Source organism: Frigoribacterium sp. UYMn621 (assembly GCF_040549525.1).
Lineage (GTDB): Bacteria > Actinomycetota > Actinomycetes > Actinomycetales > Microbacteriaceae > Lacisediminihabitans.
On record NZ_JBEPTM010000018.1, the window covers coordinates 1 to 26563 of the forward strand.

The 26563-nt window shown below is 59.8% G+C and carries 33 protein-coding genes; 12 read left to right on the forward strand and 21 right to left on the reverse strand.

The features are described 5' to 3' along the window. Nucleotides 1-853: 853 nt before the first annotated feature. The 4 genes from ABIB54_RS16400 to ABIB54_RS16415 form a co-directional block, all read right to left on the reverse strand. Nucleotides 854-1195: a heavy-metal-associated domain-containing protein gene (locus tag ABIB54_RS16400; RefSeq protein ID WP_354576599.1), complete on the reverse strand. Its 342-nt coding sequence runs from the start codon at nt 1193-1195 to the stop codon at nt 854-856. Nucleotides 1196-1416: 221 nt separating this feature from the next. After that, nucleotides 1417-1821 carry a sulfocyanin-like copper-binding protein gene (locus tag ABIB54_RS16405; RefSeq protein WP_354576600.1) on the reverse strand — a complete coding sequence of 135 codons (405 nt, stop codon included), beginning with the start codon at nt 1819-1821 and terminating at the stop codon, nt 1417-1419. 812 nt (nt 1822-2633) lie between these two features. Next, nucleotides 2634-2984: an immunity protein CdiI family protein gene (locus ABIB54_RS16410; RefSeq protein ID WP_354576601.1), complete on the reverse strand. Its 351-nt coding sequence runs from the start codon at nt 2982-2984 to the stop codon at nt 2634-2636. 421 nt (nt 2985-3405) lie between these two features. Beyond that, entirely contained in the window at nt 3406-3864 is a 459-nt protein-coding gene (locus ABIB54_RS16415; RefSeq protein ID WP_354576602.1) for a MarR family winged helix-turn-helix transcriptional regulator, read from the reverse strand. A 79-nt stretch (nt 3865-3943) separates the two neighbouring features. Here ABIB54_RS16415 and ABIB54_RS16420 point away from each other — a divergent pair, with 79 nt between their 5' ends. Next, the gene (locus tag ABIB54_RS16420) at nt 3944-4312 is read left to right on the forward strand and encodes a VOC family protein (RefSeq protein WP_354576603.1); all 369 of its coding nucleotides are present in this window, start codon (nt 3944-3946) and stop codon (nt 4310-4312) included. A 263-nt stretch (nt 4313-4575) separates the two neighbouring features. Here the strand turns inward: ABIB54_RS16420 and ABIB54_RS16425 are convergent, their stop codons facing one another. Next, complete coding sequence (locus ABIB54_RS16425; RefSeq protein ID WP_354576604.1) at nt 4576-5175, reverse strand: TetR/AcrR family transcriptional regulator C-terminal domain-containing protein; 600 nt, start codon at nt 5173-5175, stop codon at nt 4576-4578. A 281-nt stretch (nt 5176-5456) separates the two neighbouring features. On the opposite strand from ABIB54_RS16425, the gene ABIB54_RS16430 reads away from it, so the two are divergent. Next, a complete protein-coding gene (locus ABIB54_RS16430) occupies nt 5457-6140 on the forward strand; it encodes a DUF4386 domain-containing protein (protein ID WP_354576605.1) in 684 nt (227 codons plus the stop codon). 169 nt (nt 6141-6309) lie between these two features. Beyond that, the gene (locus tag ABIB54_RS16435; protein WP_354576606.1) at nt 6310-7248 is read left to right on the forward strand and encodes an NAD(P)-dependent alcohol dehydrogenase; all 939 of its coding nucleotides are present in this window, start codon (nt 6310-6312) and stop codon (nt 7246-7248) included. A gap of 374 nt (nt 7249-7622) precedes the next feature. Here ABIB54_RS16435 and ABIB54_RS16440 read toward each other — a convergent pair whose 3' ends face one another. The 3 genes from ABIB54_RS16440 to ABIB54_RS16450 form a co-directional block, all read right to left on the reverse strand. Continuing rightward, a complete protein-coding gene (locus ABIB54_RS16440) occupies nt 7623-8420 on the reverse strand; it encodes a hypothetical protein (protein WP_354576607.1) in 798 nt (265 codons plus the stop codon). Between the two features lie 9 nt (nt 8421-8429). Then, nucleotides 8430-8576 (reverse strand): hypothetical protein, encoded by a 147-nt coding sequence (locus ABIB54_RS16445; RefSeq protein WP_354576608.1) that lies wholly within the window; start codon nt 8574-8576, stop codon nt 8430-8432. Nucleotides 8577-8898: 322 nt separating this feature from the next. Further along, nucleotides 8899-9810: a TIGR03560 family F420-dependent LLM class oxidoreductase gene (locus tag ABIB54_RS16450; protein WP_354576609.1), complete on the reverse strand. Its 912-nt coding sequence runs from the start codon at nt 9808-9810 to the stop codon at nt 8899-8901. 214 nt (nt 9811-10024) lie between these two features. On the opposite strand from ABIB54_RS16450, the gene ABIB54_RS16455 reads away from it, so the two are divergent. From ABIB54_RS16455 to ABIB54_RS16470, 4 genes are all read left to right on the forward strand, one after another. Beyond that, nucleotides 10025-10435, forward strand: coding sequence for an MmcQ/YjbR family DNA-binding protein (locus ABIB54_RS16455; RefSeq protein ID WP_354576610.1), 411 nt, complete (start codon nt 10025-10027; stop codon nt 10433-10435). A gap of 143 nt (nt 10436-10578) precedes the next feature. Further along, nucleotides 10579-11067 (forward strand): hypothetical protein, encoded by a 489-nt coding sequence (locus ABIB54_RS16460; protein WP_354576611.1) that lies wholly within the window; start codon nt 10579-10581, stop codon nt 11065-11067. A gap of 376 nt (nt 11068-11443) precedes the next feature. Beyond that, nucleotides 11444-11965, forward strand: a complete 522-nt coding sequence (locus tag ABIB54_RS16465; RefSeq protein ID WP_354576612.1) for an RNA polymerase sigma factor — start codon at nt 11444-11446, stop codon at nt 11963-11965. 10 nt (nt 11966-11975) lie between these two features. After that, the gene (locus tag ABIB54_RS16470) at nt 11976-12716 is read left to right on the forward strand and encodes a hypothetical protein (protein WP_354576613.1); all 741 of its coding nucleotides are present in this window, start codon (nt 11976-11978) and stop codon (nt 12714-12716) included. 554 nt (nt 12717-13270) lie between these two features. Here the strand turns inward: ABIB54_RS16470 and ABIB54_RS16475 are convergent. From ABIB54_RS16475 to ABIB54_RS16490, 4 genes are all read right to left on the reverse strand, one after another. Continuing rightward, a complete protein-coding gene (locus ABIB54_RS16475; protein ID WP_354576614.1) occupies nt 13271-13591 on the reverse strand; it encodes a hypothetical protein in 321 nt (106 codons plus the stop codon). 108 nt (nt 13592-13699) lie between these two features. Then, nucleotides 13700-14047 (reverse strand): immunity protein Imm33 domain-containing protein, encoded by a 348-nt coding sequence (locus ABIB54_RS16480; protein ID WP_354576615.1) that lies wholly within the window; start codon nt 14045-14047, stop codon nt 13700-13702. A 208-nt stretch (nt 14048-14255) separates the two neighbouring features. Beyond that, on the reverse strand, nt 14256-14723 hold the full coding sequence (locus ABIB54_RS16485) for a GNAT family N-acetyltransferase (protein ID WP_354576616.1): 468 nt from the start codon (nt 14721-14723) through the stop codon (nt 14256-14258). A 53-nt stretch (nt 14724-14776) separates the two neighbouring features. After that, nucleotides 14777-15526 carry a nucleotidyltransferase domain-containing protein gene (locus ABIB54_RS16490; protein WP_354576617.1) on the reverse strand — a complete coding sequence of 250 codons (750 nt, stop codon included), beginning with the start codon at nt 15524-15526 and terminating at the stop codon, nt 14777-14779. 145 nt (nt 15527-15671) lie between these two features. On the opposite strand from ABIB54_RS16490, the gene ABIB54_RS16495 reads away from it, so the two are divergent. Next, nucleotides 15672-16649 carry an NAD-dependent epimerase/dehydratase family protein gene (locus ABIB54_RS16495; RefSeq protein WP_354576618.1) on the forward strand — a complete coding sequence of 326 codons (978 nt, stop codon included), beginning with the start codon at nt 15672-15674 and terminating at the stop codon, nt 16647-16649. A gap of 464 nt (nt 16650-17113) precedes the next feature. Here ABIB54_RS16495 and ABIB54_RS16500 read toward each other — a convergent pair whose 3' ends face one another. From ABIB54_RS16500 to ABIB54_RS16520, 5 genes are all read right to left on the reverse strand, one after another. Next, nucleotides 17114-17641, reverse strand: coding sequence for an RDD family protein (locus tag ABIB54_RS16500; RefSeq protein WP_354576619.1), 528 nt, complete (start codon nt 17639-17641; stop codon nt 17114-17116). 10 nt (nt 17642-17651) lie between these two features. After that, nucleotides 17652-17897, reverse strand: coding sequence for an SDR family NAD(P)-dependent oxidoreductase (locus ABIB54_RS16505; RefSeq protein WP_354576620.1), 246 nt, complete (start codon nt 17895-17897; stop codon nt 17652-17654). 15 nt (nt 17898-17912) lie between these two features. Then, a complete protein-coding gene (locus tag ABIB54_RS16510; RefSeq protein WP_354576621.1) occupies nt 17913-18158 on the reverse strand; it encodes a hypothetical protein in 246 nt (81 codons plus the stop codon). Nucleotides 18159-18825: 667 nt separating this feature from the next. Then, entirely contained in the window at nt 18826-19125 is a 300-nt protein-coding gene (locus ABIB54_RS16515) for a putative quinol monooxygenase (RefSeq protein ID WP_354576622.1), read from the reverse strand. A 2-nt stretch (nt 19126-19127) separates the two neighbouring features. After that, nucleotides 19128-19808, reverse strand: a complete 681-nt coding sequence (locus tag ABIB54_RS16520; protein WP_354576623.1) for a type 1 glutamine amidotransferase domain-containing protein — start codon at nt 19806-19808, stop codon at nt 19128-19130. A gap of 109 nt (nt 19809-19917) precedes the next feature. On the opposite strand from ABIB54_RS16520, the gene ABIB54_RS16525 reads away from it, so the two are divergent. Beyond that, nucleotides 19918-20811 (forward strand): LysR family transcriptional regulator, encoded by an 894-nt coding sequence (locus tag ABIB54_RS16525; protein WP_354576624.1) that lies wholly within the window; start codon nt 19918-19920, stop codon nt 20809-20811. Nucleotides 20812-21042: 231 nt separating this feature from the next. Here the strand turns inward: ABIB54_RS16525 and ABIB54_RS16530 are convergent, their stop codons facing one another. From ABIB54_RS16530 to ABIB54_RS16540, 3 genes are all read right to left on the reverse strand, one after another. Beyond that, nucleotides 21043-21693, reverse strand: a complete 651-nt coding sequence (locus tag ABIB54_RS16530) for a B3/B4 domain-containing protein (RefSeq protein ID WP_354576625.1) — start codon at nt 21691-21693, stop codon at nt 21043-21045. Between the two features lie 6 nt (nt 21694-21699). Continuing rightward, the gene (locus ABIB54_RS16535; protein ID WP_354576626.1) at nt 21700-22335 is read right to left on the reverse strand and encodes a LysE family translocator; all 636 of its coding nucleotides are present in this window, start codon (nt 22333-22335) and stop codon (nt 21700-21702) included. Between the two features lie 1053 nt (nt 22336-23388). Then, on the reverse strand, nt 23389-24069 hold the full coding sequence (locus tag ABIB54_RS16540; RefSeq protein WP_354576627.1) for a hypothetical protein: 681 nt from the start codon (nt 24067-24069) through the stop codon (nt 23389-23391). Here ABIB54_RS16540 and ABIB54_RS16545 point away from each other — a divergent pair. Beyond that, nucleotides 24060-24293: a hypothetical protein gene (locus ABIB54_RS16545; protein ID WP_354576628.1), complete on the forward strand. Its 234-nt coding sequence runs from the start codon at nt 24060-24062 to the stop codon at nt 24291-24293. The genes ABIB54_RS16540 and ABIB54_RS16545 overlap by 10 nt on opposite strands. Nucleotides 24294-24434: 141 nt before the next feature. Here ABIB54_RS16545 and ABIB54_RS16550 read toward each other — a convergent pair whose 3' ends face one another. Next, entirely contained in the window at nt 24435-24644 is a 210-nt protein-coding gene (locus tag ABIB54_RS16550) for a hypothetical protein (RefSeq protein ID WP_354576629.1), read from the reverse strand. 331 nt (nt 24645-24975) lie between these two features. Between ABIB54_RS16550 and ABIB54_RS16555 the strand changes: the two genes are divergently transcribed. Next, nucleotides 24976-25665 carry a GAF and ANTAR domain-containing protein gene (locus tag ABIB54_RS16555; protein WP_354576631.1) on the forward strand — a complete coding sequence of 230 codons (690 nt, stop codon included), beginning with the start codon at nt 24976-24978 and terminating at the stop codon, nt 25663-25665. 28 nt (nt 25666-25693) lie between these two features. Then, on the forward strand, nt 25694-26428 hold the full coding sequence (locus tag ABIB54_RS16560) for a GAF and ANTAR domain-containing protein (protein ID WP_354576630.1): 735 nt from the start codon (nt 25694-25696) through the stop codon (nt 26426-26428). The last annotated feature ends 135 nt before the right edge of the window (nt 26429-26563 follow it).

Sequence of the window (26563 nt, forward strand, 5' to 3'; positions counted from 1 at the left end):
TGACAACACAATTGCTGCGGGTGCAGCGAGTTCGTTGGTGCCCCGATTAGGGACAGAACGCGTGTGTCTGATCAGACCCTGCTAATGGAAAGTGCATTGAGAGAGGGAGGAGTAGGCAATGCGAGGCGCGATGCGAAAACACGAATAACGCGCGCCACCCGGCGGATCTCTGACATCAGCGGGAGCGGACGTCTTCCGCGCGCCAGGACGATAAACGCGATGAGGGAGCTGAGCACGCACACCATCCCAAGCAGGAGGCAATCCATCGCCCCCATGTCAGCGCCTCCCTGCCGAGCGAGCATCTCGCCGATGCTAGTACCGGGGCGCGGAAAAGTAGCAGTGACCAAAACGTTCGATGCCGGAGCTGACATCTTCGCTAGTGGGAGACGAGGCTGCTCCGACACCCCGGAAGGCACGGTCGGTGACGTCAGCATCGGGGAGTGCATCATTGTGCCTCCCTGAGCATCCGCCGCGACGGAGAGAGCGTGCATGCCGACCAGTCCCAGCAATATCGAGGAGATTGTGAGGGAGGCCACCAGAAACCGGCGAAGAGAGGCCGCGAACAAGTACCGTTCGGCACTCATGCTCTCAGTCACCGTCGCTCCCACCACGTTATTCACTATCTCGCGCAAACCAGGCAAAACAATAGCTCACGGTCTTGAAAGCCGGTACAGGGGGCGAGGGCACTAAGCACTCTGTCCGCCTACCGCAACTTCTACAAATTGTTCATTCCTCCACGGAGTTCACCAGCACGTCGAGACTGTGGAGAGGATCCGGCTGGCGTCAATGCGAACCGCTTTCGGGTCGCCTGCCGTCCCGTCGATCCCATGAGCGGGACCGTTCACTACCGCGATCAGACGCTGACCAGCGAATATCCAGCTTCGCTAACCGCGGTGCGAACTTTCTCTGCTGGCACGGGCTCGGAACTGACAAGCATGATGCGAGATACCCCGCCGGGTTCCAGCTCGACGCTGACGCTCTCGACACCGTCGATTGCGGAGAGCTCCTCAGTCACACTCGAGACGCAGTGGCCGCAGGTCATGCCCTCGACAAGGTAATGCTCCCGGATTGTGCCCGCCGTGCCCGCCTCGACAGCGTCGGAGCTTGCGCTGGCATGATCTCCGCTCCCACAAGCACACTCATGGTTCTTGTCGGTTAGCCCGAGTTCAGTCGTTGCTGTTGCGGGGGTGCACATGTCGATTCTTTCCCTTGGATGATCGTTGAAATTCGGCGTCGGAATTTCTCGGGAGCGGAGGTGGGATGGTTGCGTTCTGGTTCTGCTCGTCCCCCACGCAGTACCAACTCCAAGAAACTTCTTTATACCCCCTCAGGGTATCATGCTCAGCCGGATTCGGGCAGGGATGTCGCGCACTTTTGACGAAGCGCCTCACCCGGCGCGACAAGTTCGAACTTCTCTCAGCGCACGGTGAGTTGACTGTACATCCCGGCTGCATAGTGGCCGGGGAGATTGCAAATCAGCTCATATCGGCCAGATGGAAGCGTGACGGTCACCCAGCCTGACGCTCCGGGAAGGATCCCTTCGCCCGAGCCTTGTCCGCAAGTGTTGGATGCCTCGCCCAGGCTGCGGGTTTCGTCGATCTTTCCGTCGCCTCCAATAGGCTGTGTTCCCACAATTTGAGATTGGGGAAGGGGGAGGACCACCAGTTCGTGGGTGACGCTTCCGTTGTTTGTCACGAAAAAGGACATAGTCCCCTGTTTCACCGTTCCTTGATCCGCCCGCAAACGCATGGCGCCCCCGGACATTTGTGCACTGCCACCGCCCATCATCGGCCCGCCCATGTTCGTCAGTGAGATGTTCACTACCGATCCAGAGAGTTTCGGCACGGTGCAGGATCCAGACCCGGACGGTGCTCCAGCTACACCACGGGTCGACCCACCTCCTAGCGCTCCTGCCGCCACCAACGACAAGCCAGCGAAGATAACCGTGGCGAGGATTCCGCCGACCACCCACACCCGAGAGGACGACCCCCTCGCCGATTTCATTCCGGTCGCCGAAGCGCGGACCGGCGGGCAAGATACTCGGTTTCATCGATCTCACCGCGGGCAAAACGCTCGTGCAGAATCCGCTCCGCCTCGTGGTGCGTCGGATGTAATCCCGTTAATCCCTGTCCGGAAGGTGAACGTCGAAGAAGGACAATAACTACGGTGACTACCCCTCCCCAAAACAAAACCATCAGAATCGCCATTGCGATCCAGCCGCCCATTCCCCAGGCGTCGCCACTAAATCCGTACATGCTCTGACCTCCGTTTACGTGAAACGTAACTCTCTGCGAGATCGCTACTAGGGCCGTAAGTCCTGAGGGCTCGCCAAGAAGCACTCTGTTGGCGCAGCCCGAGCGGGCTGCCGCAGCGGATGAAGGAGCACACCTCGGTCGATCTGGAGGACATGATGATCTACTCCGTCGAGATCTTCCATAACGGGCAATGGCGCCATTCCCCACTCGAATCTGTTGCGTAGACACATGACAACTGAAATGGCTTGATTGATGGGGAATAGTTCGTGCCCGCAAGCCGGACCACCACCGGGCGGAATTTCGAACGTTCTGGAGACCGCGCTGGAGACCACTTTTTGGCCTCAAGGGCCGCCCGTAAGCGGAACGGCTACCGCTCCGCTATTCGTTCAAGGGCCACGGCTCGTACTTCACGTCCGCCAGCCAGTAGACCTCTGTCCGGAGATCCGCGATGATCCCGTCCGCGAGCCCTGCCCACTCTTCGCGACTTCCATCGTTGGACCACCCGGTCTGCCAATCGAAGTCTCTCTCCCAGATCTGATTCCAAGCTGCCAAGCGTTCCGTCAAATCGACCGATAGCCCGTAATCGCTCGGGCTCATTGTGTACCCGTAGTCGTGCTCGTCAGTGGTATTTTCCCAAAGCGGCCAGTCTCGCCCGTAATCGGGAAACACGCGAATAGTGCGGCGGCCTGGTTCGTCCCGCTTCTGCGAATGTCTCAGGTTATCGACCATCGGTTTGTCCTCCACAACACGAGGATAGGACGAGAGGACGAGAGGACGAGAGGACGAGAGAACGAGAGAACGAGAGAACGAGAGAACGAGAGGACGAGAGGACGAGAGGACGAGAGGACGAGTGAAAGTACCGTTCACCAACCCGGACGACACGTTCCCTCTTGCCACGCGCAGACCGAAGCGGGACGTCCTGCGGGACAGGTCCGCTCCTCGCTACGAGTAGAAGAGGGGTCTGCTGCACAGATAGGTGACGCTCGAGACGACTCGTCGGGAGAGCGATCGGACCGGCCCGCAAGCGGGCGGGATTTCGAGGGCTCAGGACAGCGCGCCAGCGACAACTTTTTAGCCAGAAGGGCCGCCCGCAAGCCGAACCTTCACCGCTCGTCGAATAGCTCGACCTCAGTTAGCGAACCTGAGCGATTTACGCACCCTCGTTGTTGTCGCGCAAGGAGTGGATCATGCTCTGCAGGACCCTGAACGCATCCGACTGCTCGTCCTGCGTCATGCCGCCCAGCATCCTGGCCTCGACGGATCGGACAGCAACCGTCGCCTTCGCCAGGCTCCGTCGACCGCGGGGCGTGAGCCGAGTGGGAAGGACTTTCCCAGTAGGCGCCTCCGCCGGCCTGGTCACATAGCCGTCTCGTTCCAAGGCTTGCAGAAGCACGCTCATCGACTGCCGGGTCACGAACGCTCCTCGCGCGAGGTCGGAATTCGATAAGCCCGGGCGTTGTGCGAGCAACTCGAGGCAGGAATAGTGCGTCACGGTCATCCCGAGCGGCCGCAGCACTGCCTCCATCGCAGTGCGAAGAGCGCTCGAGGCCTCCTTGAGTAGGTAGCCCAGTGATGTTTCCAGGTCGATACCGGCTCCGTCTTGACTCACGTCAGAATTCTGACATAGATTGTCTCGTGTCAGAAAACTGACACGCAGAGTAATTTGCAGATCCCGAAGGAGCATCACCATGCCCGCCACCGGCCCCGACTTCATCTCCCTCCAGACTCGCGACCTCGACGCGTCGCAGGCGTTCTACGAGAAATACCTCGGCCTCGTCCGCTCGCAGGCAGGCCCTCCTCATGCCGTCGTCTTCGAGACGACGCCAATCGCGTTCGCACTGCGAGACGTCGTTCCCGGCACCGATCTGGCATCTGTCGGTCAGCCGGGCATCGGCGCGGCGATCTGGCTCCACGCCACCGACGTCCAGGCCATTCATGACACTCTCGTCGCCGACGGCCACACCGTCGTTTCGGCTCCGATCGACGGGCCATTTGGTCGCACGTTTACTTTCGCCGACCTCGACGGCTACCAGGTAACCCTCCACGACCGCGCTTAAGACCGCGAACGACCTCGCACTGCAGCCTTCGCCAGTTGGCGATCGTGTGCGGGAAGGTCAGCGGGCCTTATTTCGCGGAGCTCCCGCACACGGATTGAGGGCCGCATCTGGACCTCGAGGAGAGCCCGCAAGCGGAAGCTACGCCGGGCTCTATGCGGTCGCCGGCGTATGCGCACTCCTCGGAGCGGTCGCCATTTTCCCAGTCCGCGGAGCAACGTGAGGCTGCTCGGCCTCAGAACTGGAGTCTCCTGTAGACACTCCGATTAGGCGGGCTCCACGCCTGCGAAGCTTCGCTCAATGCCTCCGAGCAAAACGTCGAGCCCGAACTCAAATTCGCCGCCGTGGTTATATCCCGGCTTCATTGCATGCCCGATCATCTCGGCTAGATTCGGATACTCATCCCTGGGGAAGTGCCGAAGCATCTCGTGCCCAATCGCGGCGATCTCCTCTGACGACTCGAAAGGCAAGTTACTCTGCGTCTGCGCGAAGCCGTAAATGTAGCTGTCCAGCAGAGAATAGGCATGGGCGGCCATCTCGATGGAGAAGCCGGAAGCCCGAAGACTTCCCAAAACCGCATCGTGATGACGGAGGTTCGCCGGCCCCGGACTGACGCGTGACTCCATCAGGCCGACTGCCCACCGATGTCGTGCCAGCACGTCGCGCAACGATATCGCCCGCGCGCGCATAGCTGGTAGCCAGGCCCCAGCACCGGGCAGCTGGGTCTCATCGAAAACGACGTCGATCATCCCGTCTATGAGGTCCTCTTTGTTCGTCACATGGTTGTAGAGCGACATCGCCTCTACCCCGAGCGCCTCGCCCAACTTTCGCATCGTGAGTAACTCGAGCCCGGACTTGTCCGCCATAGCGATTGCTGATCGAACCACGATCTCTCGGGTCAAGTGTGCTCGGCGTCGCACCGCTGGGCTAGTTCGCGTTACCACTCTGATTCCTCCGTTGCAAATACAGCGTACGTGGGCAGATCGTCGATCGGACACGCGCCTATTGACATACTTACATTGTAAGCCGTAACTTACAACGTAAGTAGGCAACTGTGCTTGCCACATCATCACCGTCACTCGCCTGGCGGCATACCGGAAGAGGTTCGACCATGAATTCACCCAAACGTCTCGCGAGAATCGCTGGCGTGCTTTATCTGTTCCTCGGAGTCTTCGGCGGCTTCGCACAGGGCTTCCTATACCCGAAGCTTTACGTGGCGGGTGACGCCGTGGCCACGACGGCGAACCTGACTGCAAACTCTGAGCTCGCTCGATTCGGGATCGTCGCCGACCTTCTCGGTCAGACATTCTTCGTATTACTTGCTTTGACCCTCTACGTTCTTCTGAAGAATGTGCATCAGGGCGTGGCTCGGGCGATGGTTGTCCTGGTTGTACTCGCAGCGGCCGTGACGTGTCTCAACGTGGTCTTCGAGTTCGAAGGCCTGCAAATCGCGACTGGTGCGGTAGACGCGTCGTCTTTGGGAGTTTCAGGGTCGAATTCCTTGGTACTCATGATGCTTGATGCTCAGCACTATGGAATTTTCGTCGCACAACTCTTCTTCGGTCTCTGGTTGACTCCTCTGGCATATTTGGCCAACAAGTCGGGTATGTTCCCCAAGCCGCTTGGCATCGTGCTGGTCCTGGCAACCGTTTCTTACTTGCTGGACGTGCTCGTCGCATTTCTGCTGCCTGAGGCATCCGCGGGTCTTCATGGCTTCTTCAGCGTTGTCCCTGCCGTTGCGGAAATCGGCATGGTGCTCTTCCTCCTCATCTTCGGCGTGCTGACCCCCAAGGCCGTCACGCATGGTAAGAGGGTCCTCGTCCAGCAGTGAGAGCTCAAGGTCGGGCGGCCCCACGAAGGGTCGCCCACACGCAGCCGGCCGCCAACCCCACGACTACCCCAACGAGAATCCCAACGAGAAGAGAGCCAGGCCTGTGAACAATCAGAACAACACCATTACTAAGACAATGAAGGCCGTTGTATCTTGCACCTACGGCACAGTGGAAACCATTCGAGTCGAGGACGTCGCGCGCCCCACTCCGGCGGAAAATCAGATCCTCGTGCGCAATCACGCAACGGTGGTGACGACGGCAATGTGCGAGGCGCGTGCCGGTGCTTCCCTCACGCCTCGTCTGTATTTTGGACTGGCGAAACCGAAGTGGCCGATCCTCGGAACGAACTTCTCCGGCGAGGTCGCGGCGGTCGGTAGTGCCGTAACCCGGTTCGCCGTCGGCGACCGTGTGGCAGGAGCGAACGTGACCGACTTCGGTGCCACTGCGCAGTACCTGCTCGTCAGTGAGGACGGAGTGGTCGCCGCGAAGCCCGACAACCTGACCGATGAAGAGGTGGTTGCGGTATTCGATGGGTCCCTCACCGCCTTGCCCTTCCTTCGCGATGCGGCCAGCGCGCGAGGCGGCCAGTCCATTCTCATCAACGGGGCGGCCGGCGGCATCGGCACCGCCGCCATCCAAATCGCCAAACACTACGGAGCCACCGTCACCGCAGTGTGCAGCACAGAGAACGTGGCGCTCGTCACGTCGCTTGGCGCCGACCATGTCATTGATCGCACAGCCGCGGACTTTACGTCCAATAGCGACTCCTATGATGTGATCTTCGACACAGTCGGCAAGAGCTCATTCACCCGCTGTCGCGCAGCGTTGAAGGCGGACGGACTCTACATGACGACTGTTCCGTCGCTCGCCATTCTCATCCTGAAAGCCTGCACCTCCAGGTTTGGCCGCAAGAAAGCAACGATCCTTTTCACTGGCCTCGCCAAACCGGCCGAGATGGCGAAGGACCTACGTTTCATCGCCGGCCTCGCCGCCGCTGGGGAGTTCGTGCCTACGATCGGGACGGCCTCACCAATGGGCGAGGCCGCGGATGTTTACACGCTCGTCGGCTCCGGAAGGAAGGTCGGCAGCGCGGTGGTCTCACTCTGACCAGGCTCGCGGCCGCCGACATCCAGCCGGAACGGCGGGTACGCGTCGGTCATCAGGCCGACGTAGGCGACGACTCGGTATGTCCAACGGCGGGTCTGCTGCAGGGTTAGGTGACATCCGAGTTGGCTTGCCCGGAAGCCTGCCGTCAGCGCCCGCAAGCGGGACCTCGATTGGGACACACAGCAAGTCGTTGCAGAGGTTGAAAGTGGCGGCACATCGGGTCTAGTCCCTGACCTCTTTGAACCCGTTTCCGAGACACCCCCGGTGACCGTCAGGTCGGCCACCTGGTCCAGGCGGGCTCGTCCTCGGTTGGACGCGTCCTCGGCAGGGAAGGGGAGCCAGGGCATCCACCCCTCCTCCGCCCAAGCGCGATGTCACGGAGTGGCGCACTGGCCGACAAGATACAGGTGGATGAGGCCGTCGATGGTGGTGGAGTCGCGGATGGTCATCGTCGCGACGGGGAGAGTCGCGCTGGATCGAATGTCGAGTTGCATGGCACGGTCGGGAGCGTAGCCTGCGGAGTCCCAGGCCGCGAGGATCCGGGCGAGAGACTCAGCGTTGTCCCCGGTGCGGAAGTCGAGTTGGGCGCTGCCTTGAGACCCGGAATCGCCGCAGGCAGCTGACCTTGGCACGATTTCGGCGAGATTCACGACGGCACCTTTCGCGTCGGTGACTGGTGTCACGGCGGCCTTCTGGGACACGGCCGCCATTTCCTGGATCGCCGACCGAACGTACTGGGCGGTGAACTGTGGCGGCGTCTGCCTCGAAGGTGTCGGTTCCACGGCGGGACCGTTTTCGATTGCAGCGGTCGCTCGCTCGACGAGGTGATCGAGGCGAGACGGCCCGGAGATCGTTACGAATAGCAAGGTGTAGGCAAAGAGCGCGCTACAGGCGATGCCCACCCACATCCACCGGCTCCTGCGGAATCGGACCCCAATGAGCGCACAAGCCACCGTCACCGCCAACCCGACGGCGGACCAGAGAGCACCCTCTGCAATGAGGCCGGATGAGACTGCGATCTCGCGCATCCACCCCTGTGTGGTGTCCGGTTCGGAAATGGAGCTACCCACGACGAAGGTGGCGACAATTGCCAGGTAGCCGCATACCAGGACCGAGGCCGTGATGAGGGCGAGCGCAGCGACATATCGCGCGGCGATCGAGACAGTCTTCAACTGAAAAACCTAGTGTTGGTCGATCGACGGCAGACGATTCTTACGGATGTACACGTTTAGTGCGCGTATCGCCGTGATCGCGAGCCAAAACAGCACGACGACTGCGGCCGCAATGACCACGAAATAGAGAACCACGAGAAAGCTGAACTGAATCATCCTCTGAGACTAGCGACCGACGGAGGTAGGCAGCGGTGCATGTATAGCGAGATCAGCAACCACGAGGGAAACCGGTAGCGAGACACTCGCCTGATCTGCGTCAGCGGCACGCTTCGTCGCAAAGACGACGTCTTAGTGCGTCGGCGGAATCTTTAACGGGACGATCACCGGGCGGCATTTCAGGCGCTCGCGAAAGTGTGATCAGGGCTTGATTTTGACCTTGCTCAGGTGCCCGCAGGGGAACGCTGTGCAGTGCACAGAACTCTTCCCTGACTACCAAATGCCAGGTCAGCTACCTCATGTCCGACGGTGGTTAGGGCAGCTATAAACCAATCGCATCCGCGAAATAGTTGAGGTGCTCGAGATCAGCCAGATCTAGTATCTCGACGTAAACGCGATCGACGCCCGCAGCTTCGAAATCTGCGACCTGGCCGCGGATGTCACGCTCGTTGCCAACCAAGCCTGCGAGCTCGGACAGAGGCACACCCATCCCCGCAGCACGCCTTTCGCGGTCGGCGGCGGTGTCCCCGCCACACAAGGTCTGCACGGTCGACAGGCGGAGGGACGAGGGATCTCTACCTATGCGCGTGCAGGCTGTTGCTACCCGATCGAACTGGAACTTGGTAACGGTCGGATTCTCCCAACCCGAGTTGAACTCCTGCGCCCAGCGCGCAGCCAACCCGGGTGTACGGGTCTTGCCGTCTCCCCCGATAATTACGGGAACTTGCACTTGCATTGGCTTCGGGAGACCGGGGGCTCGGTCCAACGTGTATAGGTCTGAGGAAAACGAATAGGTCTCCCCGACCGGAGTGCTCCACAGTCCATGAAGGATTTCTAACTGCTCCGCGAATCGGTCGAAACGCTCGCGAATCTTCGGCAATTCGATCCCGGTCGCCGCATGTTCACGCACCCACCACCCGGCACCTAACCCGAGCTCTACCCGTCCGCCGCTCATCTGATCGACTTGCGCCACCGACACTGCAAGCAGCGACGGATGCCGAAACGTCGCAGAAGTCATCAAGCTACCCAAGCGGATTGTCGAGGTCTCCCGTGCCAGTGCGGCCAAAGTGATCCACGTCTCGCTTGGTCCCGGCAAACCATCGCCGTCACCGGCGATCAAATGATCGGACCGGAAGAAGCCGGCAAACCCAAGGTTTTCGGCGTGAAGTGCAACTCGAAGCTGATCGTCATAACTCGCCCCGTTGTGAGGCTCGATCATCACACAAAATTCCATCCCCCCACAGTGGCACACAAGAGCTCACAACCCAGAGCGGCCATCATCGAGTCAGTGCGAGCCTCGGCTCGCCAAGAGGAGCTCGGATAGGCCCCAAGAGGAACGTCTATCGCTTCATTCGTTTCATGGTGTCGTCATGCCTGCGGCCCTGTGATCCGGGGAAGTTTGGCCGCCGCTCTGACGCTGCCCCTACCTCGTTGATACTCTCAATTTCGTGAGAGCGTCGCCCGCTGACATCGAGTCGATCTGTCTCTCTCTGCCCGAAGTGGAGCTAGGCATCTCTTGGGGAGATCGCCCGACCTATAAGGTGCCGCGCGGCGCAAAGGGCAGGGGCTTCTTGCTCTATCGCGCTCCGGGTAAGACTGCCATTGACCCCGTCAGCGGGGACATGTTCACCGACTTGTTGGTCATCCAGGTCGCCGACGAGATGACCAAGCGCACCCTTGTGCAAGATCCACAATCACCCTTCTTCACGATCGACCATTTCAACGGCTACAACGCAGTTCTTGTTCAAGAGTCCCGCCTCGGAGAGCTTGAGCGGGATCAGCTGGTCGAGATCATCGCGGACGCGTGGGCGACGAAGGCTCCGCCCCGGCTCGTGCGGGAATACTTCGCCAATCGCTGAGCTGGTCGGCAGACACGTTTCCATTGCGGAACCCGGGAGCGCCTGAAGGGGAACCATGACCGGTCGCGATGTCCCGCCCCTGCGAGAGCAAGCTCGAGGCTAATCACTTGGACGCGTACGCCCTTCGCCGATAATCTAGCGTGATGATGGACAACCCGGTTCTCGATATTTGGAACTCGCAGCCGCCATTTCTCCGACAAGAAGCGCTAGAAGTCGGCGAGCAGCTAGTCACCCGCATCGAGGGCTACGGTGCCGCTATCGGAGTCCCTCTCGATGAGTCGGAAAGTTCAATGCTCAGGCGCCCGATGACGGATATGTTCCAGAAGTTGGAGCAAATTGCGTTGACACACAGTCCGGAAGAGTACGAGGCCGCCACCGCGCACCTACGGGATCCGATGGCTGCGACTGTTCGACGAGCCGTTCCGTTAGTCCGTGGAGCAATTACCGCCGATAAGGCCAATCATGGCACGGTCATAAAAGCGCGTCGCGGGCTCACCCTGCCTGAGTACTGGTCCCATGCCTACGATCTCATCTACGACACCGAACTACCGTGGTTGTTGAGCTATGTGTTGCAGAAGGCTTTTATGGGATGCGGCGAGTTGGGTGAGACGAAGCCTTGGACCTCGAAATAAGGCTGCCCGTCCCTCGACCCTAGTCGGGCGATATTTAGAAGCACTCCCTCAAACGCATGTGAGAGCGACTCTCAAAGAGTCGTGTGCCCGGTAGCGAACGGTGCCCGCGTCTCCGACTTCGTGATGGAGGCTTGCCCCAGCGCTTACTGCCGACAGAGGTTATCCGGTGCGGTCCGCGTTTCTTCGAGAGTGTGGAAACGAGGGTCTCTGAGGTCGCTGCATGCAGTGGCGGAGCGGGATCCACATCTATTGGTTCACGCGTTCAGCTGTCGATGGAACTCATGCGCCAAAGGCTGTCGAGTGGCTTGCTTGAGTGCGGGGAATTTTTTGTCAGGAATCACCGGTTTCGGACATGTTGTAAGTGAAGGGGGTAGTGGTGGATTCTGATCCGGGCCGATATGACGTCGATCTTCTGCTTGCCGCGCGAACCGGTGATGTGTCCGCGTTCGCCGAACTGTACCAACGGCATTCGCGGGCCGTCCTGCGTTACGCATGGGGACGTCTGGGTCGCCAGGACAGTGCCGAAGAAGTGATGCAAGACACCTTCGTTGTCGCGTGGGCCAAACGGGCTACCGCCCCGATCGTGGATTTGTCGTTCCTTCCCTACCTGTTATCGGTATGCCGCAATCACGTGTCCAACGAACTCCGCCGACAACAGTGCAGCCGTGTGGTTCCATTCACCGACACGATTGCCGCACCTCCGCACGACGACACCTTGGCGTGGATGCAGATCGAACTGGAAAGACTCAGTCCAATAGACCGGCAACTCTGCGAGCTCTGTCTCGGGCAGGGAGTCAGCTACCGGGACGCCGCCCGAATTGTTGACAGCACCGAAACTGCGGTCGGAAAACGAATTCAGCGCGCACGCCTGCGCTTGCGCACCGGGCTTGGAAATTAGGAGTAAACCCATGACCACAATCACCCCAATCCCCGACGATGCCGAACTTGACGCGATCACCCGAAACCTGATGAGCCCCCTGCTGGGTCGGCTCACCCGAAAACGTCGAAACCGGCACCGCGCAACCGTCGCCAGCATCATCGGCGGGTTGCTGGCGATGTTCACCATCGGTGTCGCCGTCGGCGGAGCCACCCTTGAACCAACCCACGACGCAGGCCGGGTCCTCTACATTCCGGCTGCACAAACCTATAAGGGACCTGTCCCGAATTTCACCGGGCCGTGGGGGGCTGAATTCAGCCTCGCCTACCGGTCAACTACCAGCACCGCGGCACACAAGGTCTTAGCCAAAGGCATCATCACAACCGCCGACTCCAACCAGCTCACCGAGGCGTACATTTCGTGCATGGCGCACCACGGATTCACCGCAACCGTGGACGGGCCCGGCGGACAAGGATCCATCTCACCCACTGCCGGCACGCCCCTCCCCGAATCCGCGATGAACGCTGCCGTGGGCGCCTGCGATGACGGCTTCGCTCAAGTCAGCGCCCTCAACTATCAGATCCTGCGAAACCCCCAACACCTCAACGAGAACGACATTATGGCGGCATGCCTTGTACGGGAGAAAGTCGCACCCACCACCTACACGGCGGCGGACTACGCAGCCGACCTCGTCTCACAAAAATTCTCATTCAACATCAACTCCGCGGCCGCGAACAAATGCATCACCGACCCCCTCAGCCCCGGAAACTAGAGCACATCCGCACCCAGATCGAGAACGACCCTGAGCACACGGGATCTCCCTCCCACTCCCGTGCCCGCAAGCGGAACGGTAAGCGCGCCCTGTCTCCCAATGGGCCGCGCAACACCCGTCGAGACCGCGCCGAATCGCTGCGAACGGCTGACCGCCAACGCCTGCTCACGGCCTCAGCCAACAATCTCGACTTTGCGAGCGGTTGGACTTATCTTCAAAGCATGACATTTCTTCTCTACGCCGGATTTGTTCTGGTCTTCTTGCTGCTGGGGACCGCGATTTGGGGTAGCTTCAAGAAGAGCCCCACCGAGCTGCGTCAGCAGCAGGAGCGCCGCCGATAGTCGGAAGATAGGCGGACGCCATTTGATGGCGCTTCCGGAGCGGTCTCAGAGGCGGTTTTCGATTCCTAGGGGTGCCCGCAAGCGGGACCTTCAGCGCGACAGATCCAGGCAGTGATCGCGGGCCTCGACGCTGGGCACCTGGAAGATCCATCTCAACCGTCTTCGATCGAGCATGCAGCGCTGAACGTAGAGGCAGCCTTTAGCTGGTAGTCGCTAAGGGCTCGATCCGTCCAATTTGGCAATCGACCAAGCGACGACGTGTTCCGCGAATTCGTCGATGTTGTCCGCGTCGCTGAGCCCGTAATCCGATGAAAGAACCTCGCGCAGTTGACTTGCAAGCGATGTCGGGTCGGGATTAGCGCGAAGGGCGGTCAAGATTGGTGACACCAAATCGTCGTACTCGTCTGGCGAAGGGTTCGGATCGTCGCCCTCGTTGACACCGATCGGATCCCAGTCGTGAAGCATGTGGGCCAATTGCAGAGCTTGCGCGCTGAACCTTCGTCGATCGGAGTTCCCGGCATTGGCGATTTGCATGACACAAGCATGGGGCCGGCAACACAAGCGGGCAACCCGTCGGACCGTACGAAGGACGGAGGGCCTGTGAGACAGTCCGGAAGCAACGTTCTGTCGGCCGGCAGATGGCTAGTTTCGGAGGAGGCTTTCGTCGAACCAGACATCCTCGTATTCAGGCGTGATGAGAAAGCGCCACCCTGGACCCAGCGCAAGGAAGGGAATCGCGGCGGGGCACCGTTCTGCGAGGTGCTCAATATGGAACGGGATAAAGAAGTCGTCAGCTGTCGAAAGTTCGCTTCCGGCCCAGAGATACCATCCGGAGGTGTCTGCAGCGACTGGATGCCGCATTCCGTTCAGTGGCCACAGGCCATCACCAACATTTCGCGCGATCCCGACCTTCTCGCCCGCGAGCGGAGGTGTGGGCGCGACATTAAACCGCTCAGCCAGCGCCAGCTGCTCAGGGGACGCGAGGCTCAAGGCGGGCCCCCGCCTACGGTACCCAGCGCGTGTTCGATCATCACTTGGTCCTTTCGATGCATTAGACACTACGGCGCGAGCTGAACAAGGGAATCAATTACGCCCGTGCCGCAAGCCGGACCCTGACCGAAGCAGTTCGAGAGCAAAACCGGCTATCGCTTCGCGGGGCTCGTGGTGTGTCAGAAGGGAACCTCCCATGGAGGTTGACCTAAATTTGCCGCACCAGAATCAGAGTGGGACCGTCCCAATCAAGGTTGTTGTGTTCCTCCAGCGGAATGAAGCCCGCCGCTCGATAAAAGGCCCGCGTCCGCGTGTAAGGCTCGTTGTCGAAGGATGGCCCGACGGTGTGGACGGATAGCATTTTGCAGCCATCTGCGCGTAAGTCCCCAGCGGCCTGGTCGATTAGCGCACGGCCAATACCTTGCCGTTGCGCTGCGGGGTCGACAGCGATGAGATGCAATTCCGCTGATTCGTGAAAATGACGACGAGTCAGAGAGACGCCGACCGTGTTCCCACCGTCAATAGCGACCCTGCTGACAAATTGGGAATCGTCAGCCGCCGTCGCATAGTTCTCGATCGCCGCCGGATCTCCAAACCAGTCCGGTAAAGACTCGAGAATGCGCCTTACTGCGGCGGGATCTCGTTTGTGAACTATTTCTGAGGACATGACCTTCATTCTCACCCGATCCTTCCCATCGTGCCGCCTGTGGCCAGCTGGAAGATGAGCGACTATCGGGCTGCTGCTCCAAGGATTTTGAGCGGTTCAGCCAGGGATCGCGCGCGACTCGGGTCGTGAAATTCGACCTCAGCTCGAAACTGCTCTACGAGCGCTTCCTTCGATCGCCCAAGTTCGCCCCAGGTGAGGTCAGTTGCCCGAGACGATTGCAAAGCTTGTAGTTCATCTTGCGGCAATCGGTCCGCGTCGCGTCCATGCCAGGGGTTGAGACCATGGCGGAGACAGGCCAAGGCGATTATCTGGTTGCGGAGATCGTCGAGCATCATGGCTGTTTGCCACAGTTTCCCGCGGGCAAGCGCCGATCGAGCATGGAGCGCGTAAAGCCATCCCATCCCGATCGCGTTGTCCATATTGAGCGCCAGTGGTGCGCTCGGAGGATTCGGAGAGCCGAAGAGAAGCCTGAAGGCATTCCCGGTTGCCCGGAATTTCCCGTATGAAAAGAACGACAGATCGATTTGGAGTGAGGAGTTGAGAAGGAACACACGGTATCGGACTCCGCCCGCCATCACGTCGAGGATGTCAGCGGTCGAAAATTGTTCGTCGATCCATTTCGTCCATCTCGCGACGACTTTCTTCTCGTCGGCGTAATCGGCGAGTTGGAGGACGAGGTCAATGTCCGACCATTCGTCTTCTTGCCCTAGTGCGCCCGAACCGACTAGGGCTGCTCCGACGATATCTGGGTCAGCACGCGCGCGCATGGTCAGTTGTTCGCGGATCTCCTCCCGCTCAGACGTATCGAACATTGCGCCTCCTGGTGTCGGGCCTGCAACCTTACGCGGCCACAGATTGCGCCGGAACGTGACCGCGATAGCGTCTCGTTTCAAGAACGACGGTACAGAGGCGAGAAGCGCGCTTGGTCACTGCTGACACAGCCGTGAGACTTGGGTAATGCGAGTCCTAGTTTTGGGCGGTACTAGTTTCATCGGCCGACGGGTCGTCGAGCGGCTTCACGAGCGCGGAGATCAAGTTGCCGTAGCGCACCGGGGGAAGACCGAGCCCGCTCACTGGGTGCCGGCCCTACATATTCATGCGGATCGGCAGAACTTTAGGTCTCGGGCGTCGCAAATCCATGCTTTCGGCGCGGAGGCGGTGGTGGATAGCAACGCGCTCACGGGGGCAGACGTCGACGCGGTTACCGGTGTCCTCCCCGACGTTCCGACGGTCGTTCTCTCCAGCCAAGACGTCTATCAGGCAATCACAGCTCTTCGCGCCGGTCGATGCGATGCATCGGTTCCGCTGGACGAGAGTGGCGAGCTGCGCCGGGACAGATATCCGTATCGAGGTCGCGGGTACGACGGGGTACCGGATGACTACGAAAAGCTTGACGTTGAGGAACGTTGGCTCCCACGCGGCGCTGCGGTCCTGCGCCTGCCCATGGTCTACGGACCGCACGACGATCAACAACGTGAGGACCCGATTCTCCGTCGTATCCTGTCGGGGAGCACCGCGATACCGGTCGGGGAGGGCACTTTGCTGTGGACCCGCGCTCATGTCGATGATGTTGCACGGGCCGTGCTTGCCGCGATCGATACCCGCGCAGCCGACGGACGTGCAGTCAACATCGGCGAGGAGCGTGTGTTTCCGATCCGCAGTTGGTATCAACACATACTTGACGCCGCTGGTTCTTCAGCAGAACTTGTAACAGTCCCGGACAGCGCGGTTCCCGCGGACTTATCCATCAGTAAGGCGCACCCACAGCATCTTCTCGCTTCGGTTCGTCTCGCTAGCGATCTCCTCGACTGGACGGCCGGCGATCCCGCAACTCGAGTGAAGGAGTCAGTGGGATGGCACCTCGAACAAGCGCATCAATCGAGCTGGTCACCTGACCAGCAGTCGACCGACGAAGCAGCCCTCGCGTCTGGGTAGGAACGATAGCTTGCTGCACGCAAGCGGGACGGTGAGCGGACGAGATTTCCAGCGGCCGGGAAAGCCCTCTGGAGACCGCTTCTCGGCTTTGAAGGGTGCCCGCTGGGGAACGACTAGCGAGCCGCTGTCCGCCATAAGCCAGAACGGAAACGACTGGATCACTTCGTGGGTCGATAATGTTCGAATGACCCGAAATCAGGCACGGTTCTTCGTAGTTTGCGCCTTAGTTGTACTTCTCAGCGGTCTCGGAATCGTCGCAACCGGGAACGCTTTTGGATGGATATTAGCGGCCATAGGAGCGGTGAACGGAGTGCTGAGCTTAATAAGCCTTCGTAAATCCAAACAACCCCTCGATTAGCTAAATAGCGCCGAGACGAGAGTGGGCTTGCTTGCGCGAGTGGTCGAACTCGCGCTCCGAATTTGTGGATCTTCCAGGGTCCCGGAGGAGCTCGCAAGCGGAACGTCTACCGGTCGTTCGGAGCCGCAACGACGATCGATCGGCACAATCGGTCATAAGGGGTTCTGCCGGTGCCGATGAACAACGAGACCACGTACACGATGGGAAGAATATACGCGGTCACAGTCAAGGCCCACACCGAAATCGGGACAACTCCAATGCCGCTTGACGTGACGATTTCATAAACGGCGGCATGACCTATCGTCCAAGGAAGCGCAATCTTCAGGGTGTTGCGGGCGATCGCCTGCTGAAAACTCACACGTGCACCGGTACGTGCACTGACAACCTTCAGACGCCGGGTCCGTTTACCCAAAGATCCTTCCTTCGCACCCGACTCAAGTCTCGCCAGCACGAGAGTCACGGGTACGACCAGCACCACTGCCGCCACCAGGTTCAACCCCAGAAGAGGCATCGTCCCGATGATGCCCATCAGGTACAGCGGAATCCCGACTGCCGCCACGATGGCGACCCACACGAGAATTGCCAACCAATCGACAACCCACGCAAGGAGACGATTCCACGGATGCCGCACCATGCCTGCGACCCTACCGAAAAGGAAGGCATAACTGCCCGTAATCGGAACGCACATGGGGTCGAGGTACGGCGCCTCGAGGTTGACAGCCGTGCTCACGGATGTCAGCAACCGCCTGATCGAGTCGGTTCGAATTTCGCGCGAGCAGGGCAGTCGTAGCTCCCGCAGGTGCAAGGCTCTTCGCAATCGCGAAACCAATTCCCGAGTCTCCTCCGGTGACAACCGCGACCGCCGAGACCACGATCGCTGCGGTAAGCACGATTCACTCCTGGGGTTAGCAGGCCCCGGAAATCTCAGTAACAAGCTTCTTGGCCATTTTGGTGTTCTTGACGCCGTCCATCAATGCTTTTGGTTGACCCTCCTGACCTTGAAGCACCACCGTCAACTGGGTGCCGCCATCAACAGCTGCGACAAGCGCGCTGCCGTTGAGTTCCCAGCTCGTGAGGGTCTTTCGTGTTGTGAAGACGATCTGGTCGGACTGGCTGATCTCATGAACCTCATATTTTCTGGTCTGCAGCACTTTGCGCACTGTAGCGAGGACGTGCTCCGGTGAGGATGGGATAGTCGTGATCTCAATTCCAGTCGCAGGCATGCTGGCAGCATATTTGATTGACCGTCTAGCGGGTCGTCTTCCGGGACTACACCGTCTCAACCCAGCAGCCAATCCGGAGCTACAAGTGTCGGCTTCGCCGAGATCAGGGCAACGGGAGCACCCGAGGTCACCTTGATGTCGCGCCATGGCGGTGTGGAGTTGATCGCTTGGTGGCGGCGTTCTGCGATCGCTCCGTGTCACATCCCCAGGCAGAGCTGTCGTGAATCGCATAGGTGGCGAATTCAGGTGGTGGTCGCACGGGGAACCATGAGCGGACGCAATTCTGCGCCGTCTCACGAAGTCGCTCCGGCCACTTTTCGACCAGATCGGCTGCCCGTAGGCGGAACGGTCTGCGGCGCATATCCGATGCGGAATCACCCCACGCGCCACTGCGCGCGGGGTGATTCCGTGCGGAACTATGCACGAGCGCCGTGCACTAGTCGCTGAAAGCTCAGCGACCGCTCGTTCATGTCTCGCCCTCGCGAGTGCTGACTGTAGGTGCATCTTGGCGGTCTTTTCGTTTGTAGTTTTGTATGGCGAGTTTGCCTGGCAGGCAGGAGTGCAGCGGCCTGCCTGCCAGTTGTTTGTGTCTCGGCTAGGCGCCAGCGATGTGCGTGAGGAATGCAACGTGTCGCGCGGCGAGCAGGGGGACGATTTGCCCGAGGACCATTTCTCGAAAGTGCACACTTTCTCGATGGTTCTCCAATGCCTCCTCGTCGAGGTAGGACTCGATGAGCACGAACCGATTCGGGTGGTCCCTCTCCCGATGGGCTGTGTAGCTGGCGCATCCGGGTTCGTTGAGGCTGTCGCGCACTAAGAAGGGCAGGAGGCCAGCAATCTGCTCGGCGCGCGGTCCCGGCTGGGTTTCCCAGTGAGCGACGAGGATCAGCACCACGGTTACACAGACGTGCGTGAGGTCACGAGGGCCTGGACGATGGCTTCAGCGACCCCGACAGCTGATGCCGGATTCTGCCCGGTGATGAGACGCCCATCAACGATGGTGTTGGCGGCGAAGTTGGCGGCAGGGATGTGTTGAGCACCGTGCCCAGTGAGGGCGTCCGCAAGCAGGAAGGGGACGACATCAGTGAGCCCAACGGCGGCTTCCTCGTCATTAGTGAACGCTGCGAGTTGCTTACCGGCGACCAGGTAGGTGCCGTCGGACAGGGTGATGTTCACTAAGCCCGCAGGTCCGTGACAGACCGCGCTCACGATGCCGTCGGCCTCGTAAATGTCGCGGGCGATGCCAGCGAGAGCCGTGTTGTTGGCGAAGTCCCACATCGTGCCGTGGCCACCGACATAGAGGACCGCATCGAACTGGCTGGGGTCGACCTGATCTGGTCGGTGGGTGTCAGGGCCGGTATCCCCGAAGGTGGTCAAGAATTCGGCCTGGATGGCATCCTCCAGATCAACTCCATCCATGCGGTTGCGACCGCCCTTGGGAGACACGAACTCGATGTCAATATTTGCCTCCGTGAAGATTTTCCACGGGTGGGCCGCCTCCGGCAAATACCATCCAGTTGCGCGTCCGGTGCTGCCGAGTTGGTCGTGGCTGGAGAGAACAATAAGAATCCGAGACATGAGATTTCCTTTCAGGAGATTGATGTACGGCACAAGCCTCGGCGCACTGAGTCAGAAGCACAAACAACTAAACATGCAACATCCATAAATATTCAGATAGCTTGAGAATGTGGAACTTGATCACCTCCGAACCTTTCTTGCCGTCTACCGAACTGGCAACCTCACCAAGGCCGCGGCTTCTTTGCATTTCTCCCAGCCCGCGGTGAGCCAGCACATTAAAGCCCTCGAAGCCGAACTGAACCGTCCCCTATTCATCCGGCTTGCCCGTGGAGTTGTCCCCACCCCCTTGGCCGACTCCCTTGCCCGAGAAGTAACCGGAGCTCTGGACGCACTGTCGGTCACCGCAGAAACATTCCGGACAGGAAACGACACCGCCAGCTCCGTGTTGTACCTCGCGGGACCATCCGACGCGTTGGCAGAAAAGATCGTCCCCGCGCTTGTACCCCTCACGAATGCTGGGTTGCGGATTCGGGCCCAAACTGGTCTCACCAAAGAACTAATCGAGCGGCTCGGCGACGGTGAACTGGACATGGTGATCGCCACAACCCCCACGCGTCACCGCAATGTGACAGTCGAGCCACTCTTTGACGAGACACTTGTGCTGGTCGCAAGCCCAGCACTGGCCAGAAAAACCGATCACCTTCGACTTGACCGCGGAGACACCACCGCCCTCGAACATCTCCCACTCGTGGCGTACGCCGAAAATCTGCCCCTCATACGCCGCTACTGGCGCACAATTTTCCCCGCCAAGCCCCCAGGAACAGCACGAATCGTGCTTGATGACCTCCGAGGCGTGATCAAAACCGTCGTGGCTGACGGCGGAATCAGTGTCATTCCGTCCTACCTCGCCCGCGAGCACCTCGCATCGGGCGCCCTGATGCAACTAATTCATCCAACCGACCCGCCAACGAACACTCTGTTCCTGGCGACGCGATCAAGCCGCCACCAGCCGCAAGTGACCGCGGTCGCCCAACGTCTGAAACAGCTGGCGCCCAGCTGGTAGAGATTCGTCGCTTCGACGATCACCAGATCGCATTGCAGACGGTTTGGAAAAAAGCGATCGCCACCGGGTTTCGGATAGGAGGCCTGTTCGTTAGCGGGACCCCCGTTGACGCAGCTCGAGAGAAAAATCGACTGTCGCTTCCCGGAGCTCGTTGTGTGTCAGAAGGGAACCTTTGGCGATACAGCGGCCGCACCGTTCCGCTGTCTGGTGCGGGTGTGGCGTGGTCGGGGACTATTCGGCTATGTTCCAGTGTTCGCGGAGTGCGGTGACCAGGTCGGCGCGGAGCGCGGCTACGTCGGTTGGTCCGGTTTCGTGCATAGCCTCGACCACGATCAGGACGGAACTGGTGGTGGGCCTAATGGCTGAGAGCGCACTTTGCCGGTTGACCCAACGTCGGGCGTGAGCGTTGCCAAAGTCATCGGCGAAGATCACCTCGCCGGCGTCCGGGGTCTCCGTCTCCCCGGCGAAGGTCGCGTAGGTTTCTGTGCCGCCCGCGTGCCGCACGGTGAGATCTCCCACCACCTGATCGGTTTCGAATACCGCGATGGGTATCGCGTAGGCGAGCGACACCGCGTTGCAAATATCGACCAGCGGATGAATGGATGGAAGGGTTCCCTCTTTCCGGAAGCGGCGAAGAAGGGCCTCAGGCGCGCACCGGTACTGGGTGGGCTTGAGTCCCATTTGTGTGAAGGCCCGACGCCAAGCTGCGATTTCTGGCAGCTCACTTTCGGGGCCACCCGCTAGCCGAGCCGCGGCGCGGTCCAGGAAAAACCGTGCGGTGCGTGTCACGTCCGGGTTCGCGGTGACACCGTGAACGTGCAGGGTTGTGGCCGTCAGTTGCGGAAATTCGGCCAGAATTCTCGGGTCGTGGGTGAACCGCATGATGCCCTAATGGTTCTCGAGTGCGAGTCGACCGGCGAGAAGAACGTAAGTGGCGGCGAACGTGCGACGCATCCATGCCATTACCTTCGGCCGGCTGATGACCTGCTTGCGCATCGTCGCAGCGAACACACCATAGAGAACAAATACGACGAAGGTCACCGCCATGAACACCAGGCTAAGACCAACCATCTGCAATGTCCCGTTAGGCGTTGCAGCGGGAACGAACTGGGGCAGGAACGCGAAGAAGAAGATCGTCAATTTCGGGTTCAGAACGTTGATCAGAATGGCAGTACGGATGACACGCCAGAACGATGCAGGAGCCGCATCGTCATCAACCTTGATCACGGATTTGTCGCGGAACATCTGCCACGCGAGGAACAGGAGGTATGCGACTCCAAGCCACTTTATTGTCTGGAATGCCATCGCCGACGCATTCAGAATCGCAGCAAGCCCCGTGATCGCGGCAACCATGTGCGGGACAACCCCCAAAGTGCATCCGAACGCGGCCACGATCCCGGCCCTGGCACCCCGAGACAGACCGGCAGCGATAGAGAACACCGCACCGGTCCCGGGTGTGACCACCACTACTAACGTCGTCAGAAGAAACGCAAAACTCATCCAGAACCCCTCCACATCTACCATCCGCAGCGTACCCTCTGCGCTACATGGACCCGCACGCTCTGGTATTCGTAAACCGAGGGATCAGCGACGCAACTCCGGCGCGAACGTGACTATCTCTCTGTGGCTGGGGTTATACCCCTCAGCAAGTTTCAGACGGTGAGCCATGCGTCGAGCTGCTGGTCGTAATCTGGTGCGGCACGCAGCCCTCGACTCTGAGTAGGTTCCAGCCATCCGCGGGATAGGAAAGTTGCGGTGATCGCGGCCGGTAGAGCTCCGGCCAGGTGGAAGCGGCGTTGAGTCCAATCCAAACAGGATTTGGCGAAGGCTCGCCGCGTGGATTGCACGGCCTCCATGTCGATACCCAGACTGATGTCCTGGTTGGGGTCTGCCGGTGTCGAGTGGGTGGGGCAAGGCCGGTTCCCGGACATCACCTACGCTCTGTCGCTCCGGCTTCCGACCGGAATGACTGCGCGGCAGCGTGAAACGTTTTTCGGATCGCGGGCTCTTCGCGGTGAAGTTGACCCGTGTGCTGCGGCGCGCGTAGGGTCTTTAGTACACGCTCTGATCCTCGGCGGTGGACGAAATTACTGACCGAGGAGTGACATGGAACAGTTTTCTTCGCTGCAAGTTGGCCGCCGTACCGCCCGGGTAACAACTGACTCTCTTTGTCCTGTTGACAGGCTGACGTTTCCGCAGGAGTCTCGGGCTCGACTCGATTCGAGTCTCATGGACGTTGTGGTGGCTGCCCACCGTGTCCAGAACACTCAGACCCGTCTTCGAGAACTTCTCACCGCAAACCGGTCGGTGGCCTGTTATCGCGGACGCACGGCGTTGCTGGGAGGTATCGTTCATTCGGCAGCGGCACTGGTTAATGCCCAGTGGGGGGTGCTCGAGGCGTATCCGATCGCCGACCATGCGGGACACCTCGTGCGATGCGGTGCCGATGCGCCGCTGTCAGCCGCAGCTCGGACCATAGAACGGTATCTCCAACGCGACGATCAGAGGTTCGGTATCCTCCACCTCGGCAGGGCGGAATCAGATGACTTCAGCGCGGACGACGAACAGGTGCTCAGCTCATTTAGCGAGATGGCTTCTATCGCGCTCTTTAACATGAACCAGCGTGAGGAGCCCGGTCTTGTCGACATCGACCATCGCTGGGCCATGAGATAGGGCTGAGGTCCGAGATGCATTTTTCGTTCGGGGTATCACGTGGGAGCGGTAGAAGGTCACCAAGTCTTCGTCCGCTGTGGTGCCCTCAGCGCGGTACCTCGCCCATGGCATCTCATTCAGGAACACCTCCTCTGGGGTGACGATCACGATCGTTTGGGAGTTCGGGCCAACCCATGAATCGTGAGACAGGACGCAAGAAAAGATTTGGCGGGGCAGGATCTCAGCGAGCTGTTTCTCGAGTTCTTCTCGATCCGGATTCACCGGACCCAGCGATGCCAACAGCACCTTCTTCCCCGCCGTGAGGACTGCTGCAACATGAGTTGCAATATCGGCAGCATCGCAGGTGGGTACCGGAACCATCAAAATCTGACCACCGGTAAGCGTGCTGTGGATAACGTACGGTCCCTCCTCAGCGTCCTGTGGTGCGGACTCTCCTAACTTCAGCAGATCTGCGTATCGATCGAAGATCTCGGCAAGAGCGTCGTCGCCTTTTCTCGAATTCAAGTTCTTTAGGTGGTCGGCGATCATCCGGAGAATCAGAACACGATTCGCCGCGTCAGCGAACGGCGCCTGTGATGTTGACATTTTTGATGCTCTGCGGTGCCGCTGCGCTGTCGTTGACTTCAGCATGTGGCTGGCTCGGTGAAGTGGCTCCGGGCTTCATCCAGCGAGGCGAAGGTGAAGAATTGGAACCCGTGACGCAACTGCATTACCTCGAACTGTTGGGTTTTCTCTTCGATGAAGCCGAGCAGGCTGCAGGCGTCAGTTTCGGGTATGCGTCGATCGATCACTCGCCATTGCGATTGTGAAAGAGCTTCAACAAGAAGATCGGCTCTGGTGGGTGCACCACAACTGACATGCGTTCCGGTAACCGTGCACGGCAGACCGTCAGGCCCGAAGAATCCCTCAACCATCATCTGCCTCCGTACCGTGACCCGAACGACGAGCTATCAGGCGAGTGCGTAGAGGTTACGCAACGCCGTATCCACTGACGGGAACGTGCCGATGAACCTCGATTCCTCGCTCCGTAGAGCAATTCCTTGCGTCGTGCGCATGATCGTACCTGCGAGCTCGTTCGTAGTGGCGTGCCTGACCACCCACTGTCCCTCGCCCGCATCGACAAGGTGAAACATTTCGGCGTAATTCACTGGGCTGGTCATGTCGCTCTCTTTTCCTCACCCGAGTTGAAAAGCGCGGCCTCGGCAACGTCACGAAATATTCGGTCCATGACAATCCTCCAGCCGCACTGTGGCATTGCCGGGGATCAGAGCAACAACGCCAACCTAAGCGCCGCGGGCTCGTGAAACAGGGTCCTAAGTCCCATAACACACGAGCACTGACCCATCTCGTGCGGACCGTCCAGGACCGGTTGTGTGTGAGTGTGCGGTAGCGTTGCAGCACCGTCCCGGCCCCTGGCAGCTCCACTGCGAGAGGTCTCGATGTTTTCCTGTTCACTACCCCCGTCCATGCCAGCGGATCACCGCGACGGTGATGATGGCTGAGAAAAGTGGAGACCCCACTGGGCCGCACAATCCGGCGAAACTGGATTTGTGTCAGCCGTTCCTCAACGACCTCCCCATCTCGGGAGCCTCGGTTACGGTGATCAGTTCCTCGGGAACTCAAGTGGCCTTGTGCGCAAGCGATGCGGTCGCCGCTCGCCTCGATGAGCTCCATTTCGAGCTCGGTGAGGGACCCCAGTGGGTTGCCACCAAAACCGGCACCGTCGTGCTGCTACCGGATCTCGCTTCTGTGTCCCATGACCAATGGCCAATATTTGCGGCATCGATCGGGCAGCTGAAAGTGGGGGCCATCTTCTCAATCCCCATACGAATGGGAGCCGCCACAGTAGGGGCCGCTACGTTATATCGAGAAAGTACTGGTGGATTGGATGAAGATCACCAATCATCCGCTCTGGCCATTGCGTCGGCGATCGCAAGCACCGCCGTGCAACGAGCGATGACCTTCGCCACCGACGACGCGGTTTCCGAGTCGGAAGTAGCACCGGCGCTGCGCCGGGAAGTGCATCAAGCCACAGGCATGATCATGGTCCACCTGGACAGCACCGCCACCATCGCTTACTCACGGTTGCAGGGCTACGCTCTCGCTCAAGGACGCACTGTCCTCTCGGTCGCACGCGACGTGGTTGCTCGCGCTCTCACATTTGATAACTTGCCCCTCTAAATCAGTCATAAAGCAGGAGACGATCAGGATGACAGCCGAAAGCAGAGAAGTTCAGCTCAGTGCTGCGTTCGTGAAACTCGCCGACACGCTCGTCACTGACTTTGATGTCGTCGACCTCCTCCACTGGTTGGTCGAGGAGTGCACCCGCATCCTGGATACCGAAGCCGGAGGACTTCTCCTCGTGGACGCCGTCGGAGTGTTGCAACTCATCGCCTCCACCAGCGAAGAAGCGCAACTTGTCGAAGTGCTCCAACTCGCCGCCGGCGAAGGGCCGTGCCTTGATTGCTTCCGCACCGGTATCGCGGTCACCGTCGGCGACATACAGGTCAATGCCGAAAAGTGGCCCGAGTTCAGTGCGGAGGCTGTGAAACAGGGATTCCGGTCCGTGCACGCAACACCGTTGCGACTTCGCGGTCAGATTATCGGCACGATGAATTTGTTCAGTACCCGTACCGGAGAACTTGCCCCAGCCGACATTGCCGTAGCCCAGGCGTTAGCAGACGTCGCCACCATCGGCATTCTTCAAGAACGCACCATCAAAAGCTCCAGTATCGTGTCCGCACAACTTCAACATGCGCTGGATTCTCGGATTCTGATCGAACAAGCCAAGGGAGTTCTTGCCGCGACGTCCGGAATGACCATGAACGATGCCTTCGCGGCGATTCGCGCGTACGCGCGAAACCACAACTTCACTCTGGCGAAGGTCGCAGACGGGATAATCGCACGCACTCTGGACGTCACGATCGCCACCATCGCAAGATGAGTTCGGACCCGTCTGCCTAGTCGCTGAGCGGTGAATCCGGTTGAGCGTGCCTCGGTCCTGGTCGGACGCTGTGAAGCGATTGCCGGAGCCCATCGTGGAATAGGTGAAAGGAATTTCGATGGCAAAGCGTTCCGA

Excerpts from the sequence above, each read along its gene's own strand:
- ABIB54_RS16400 (WP_354576599.1), bottom strand. The coding sequence starts at position 1,195 with ATGTGCACCCCCGCAACAGCAACGACTGAACTCGGGCTAACCGACAAG.
- ABIB54_RS16445 (WP_354576608.1), bottom strand. The coding sequence starts at position 8,576 with ATGATTCAGTTCAGCTTTCTCGTGGTTCTCTATTTCGTGGTCATTGCG.
- ABIB54_RS16495 (WP_354576618.1), top strand. The coding sequence starts at position 15,672 with ATGCGAGTCCTAGTTTTGGGCGGTACTAGTTTCATCGGCCGACGGGTC.
- ABIB54_RS16470 (WP_354576613.1), top strand. The coding sequence starts at position 11,976 with ATGACCACAATCACCCCAATCCCCGACGATGCCGAACTTGACGCGATC.
- ABIB54_RS16460 (WP_354576611.1), top strand. The coding sequence starts at position 10,579 with ATGATGGACAACCCGGTTCTCGATATTTGGAACTCGCAGCCGCCATTT.
- ABIB54_RS16500 (WP_354576619.1), bottom strand. The coding sequence starts at position 17,641 with ATGGTGCGGCATCCGTGGAATCGTCTCCTTGCGTGGGTTGTCGATTGG.
- ABIB54_RS16450 (WP_354576609.1), bottom strand. The coding sequence starts at position 9,810 with ATGGAATTTTGTGTGATGATCGAGCCTCACAACGGGGCGAGTTATGAC.
- ABIB54_RS16520 (WP_354576623.1), bottom strand. The coding sequence starts at position 19,808 with ATGTCTCGGATTCTTATTGTTCTCTCCAGCCACGACCAACTCGGCAGC.
- ABIB54_RS16425 (WP_354576604.1), bottom strand. The coding sequence starts at position 5,175 with ATGGCGGACAAGTCCGGGCTCGAGTTACTCACGATGCGAAAGTTGGGC.
- ABIB54_RS16410 (WP_354576601.1), bottom strand. The coding sequence starts at position 2,984 with ATGGTCGATAACCTGAGACATTCGCAGAAGCGGGACGAACCAGGCCGC.
- ABIB54_RS16475 (WP_354576614.1), bottom strand. The coding sequence starts at position 13,591 with ATGCAAATCGCCAATGCCGGGAACTCCGATCGACGAAGGTTCAGCGCG.
- ABIB54_RS16530 (WP_354576625.1), bottom strand. The coding sequence starts at position 21,693 with ATGCGGTTCACCCACGACCCGAGAATTCTGGCCGAATTTCCGCAACTG.
- ABIB54_RS16545 (WP_354576628.1), top strand. The coding sequence starts at position 24,060 with ATGTTGACATTTTTGATGCTCTGCGGTGCCGCTGCGCTGTCGTTGACT.
- ABIB54_RS16550 (WP_354576629.1), bottom strand. The coding sequence starts at position 24,644 with ATGACCAGCCCAGTGAATTACGCCGAAATGTTTCACCTTGTCGATGCG.
- ABIB54_RS16560 (WP_354576630.1), top strand. The coding sequence starts at position 25,694 with ATGACAGCCGAAAGCAGAGAAGTTCAGCTCAGTGCTGCGTTCGTGAAA.
- ABIB54_RS16490 (WP_354576617.1), bottom strand. The coding sequence starts at position 15,526 with ATGTTCGATACGTCTGAGCGGGAGGAGATCCGCGAACAACTGACCATG.
- ABIB54_RS16555 (WP_354576631.1), top strand. The coding sequence starts at position 24,976 with ATGATGGCTGAGAAAAGTGGAGACCCCACTGGGCCGCACAATCCGGCG.
- ABIB54_RS16540 (WP_354576627.1), bottom strand. The coding sequence starts at position 24,069 with ATGTCAACATCACAGGCGCCGTTCGCTGACGCGGCGAATCGTGTTCTG.
- ABIB54_RS16535 (WP_354576626.1), bottom strand. The coding sequence starts at position 22,335 with ATGGTAGATGTGGAGGGGTTCTGGATGAGTTTTGCGTTTCTTCTGACG.
- ABIB54_RS16420 (WP_354576603.1), top strand. The coding sequence starts at position 3,944 with ATGCCCGCCACCGGCCCCGACTTCATCTCCCTCCAGACTCGCGACCTC.
- ABIB54_RS16485 (WP_354576616.1), bottom strand. The coding sequence starts at position 14,723 with ATGAAGGTCATGTCCTCAGAAATAGTTCACAAACGAGATCCCGCCGCA.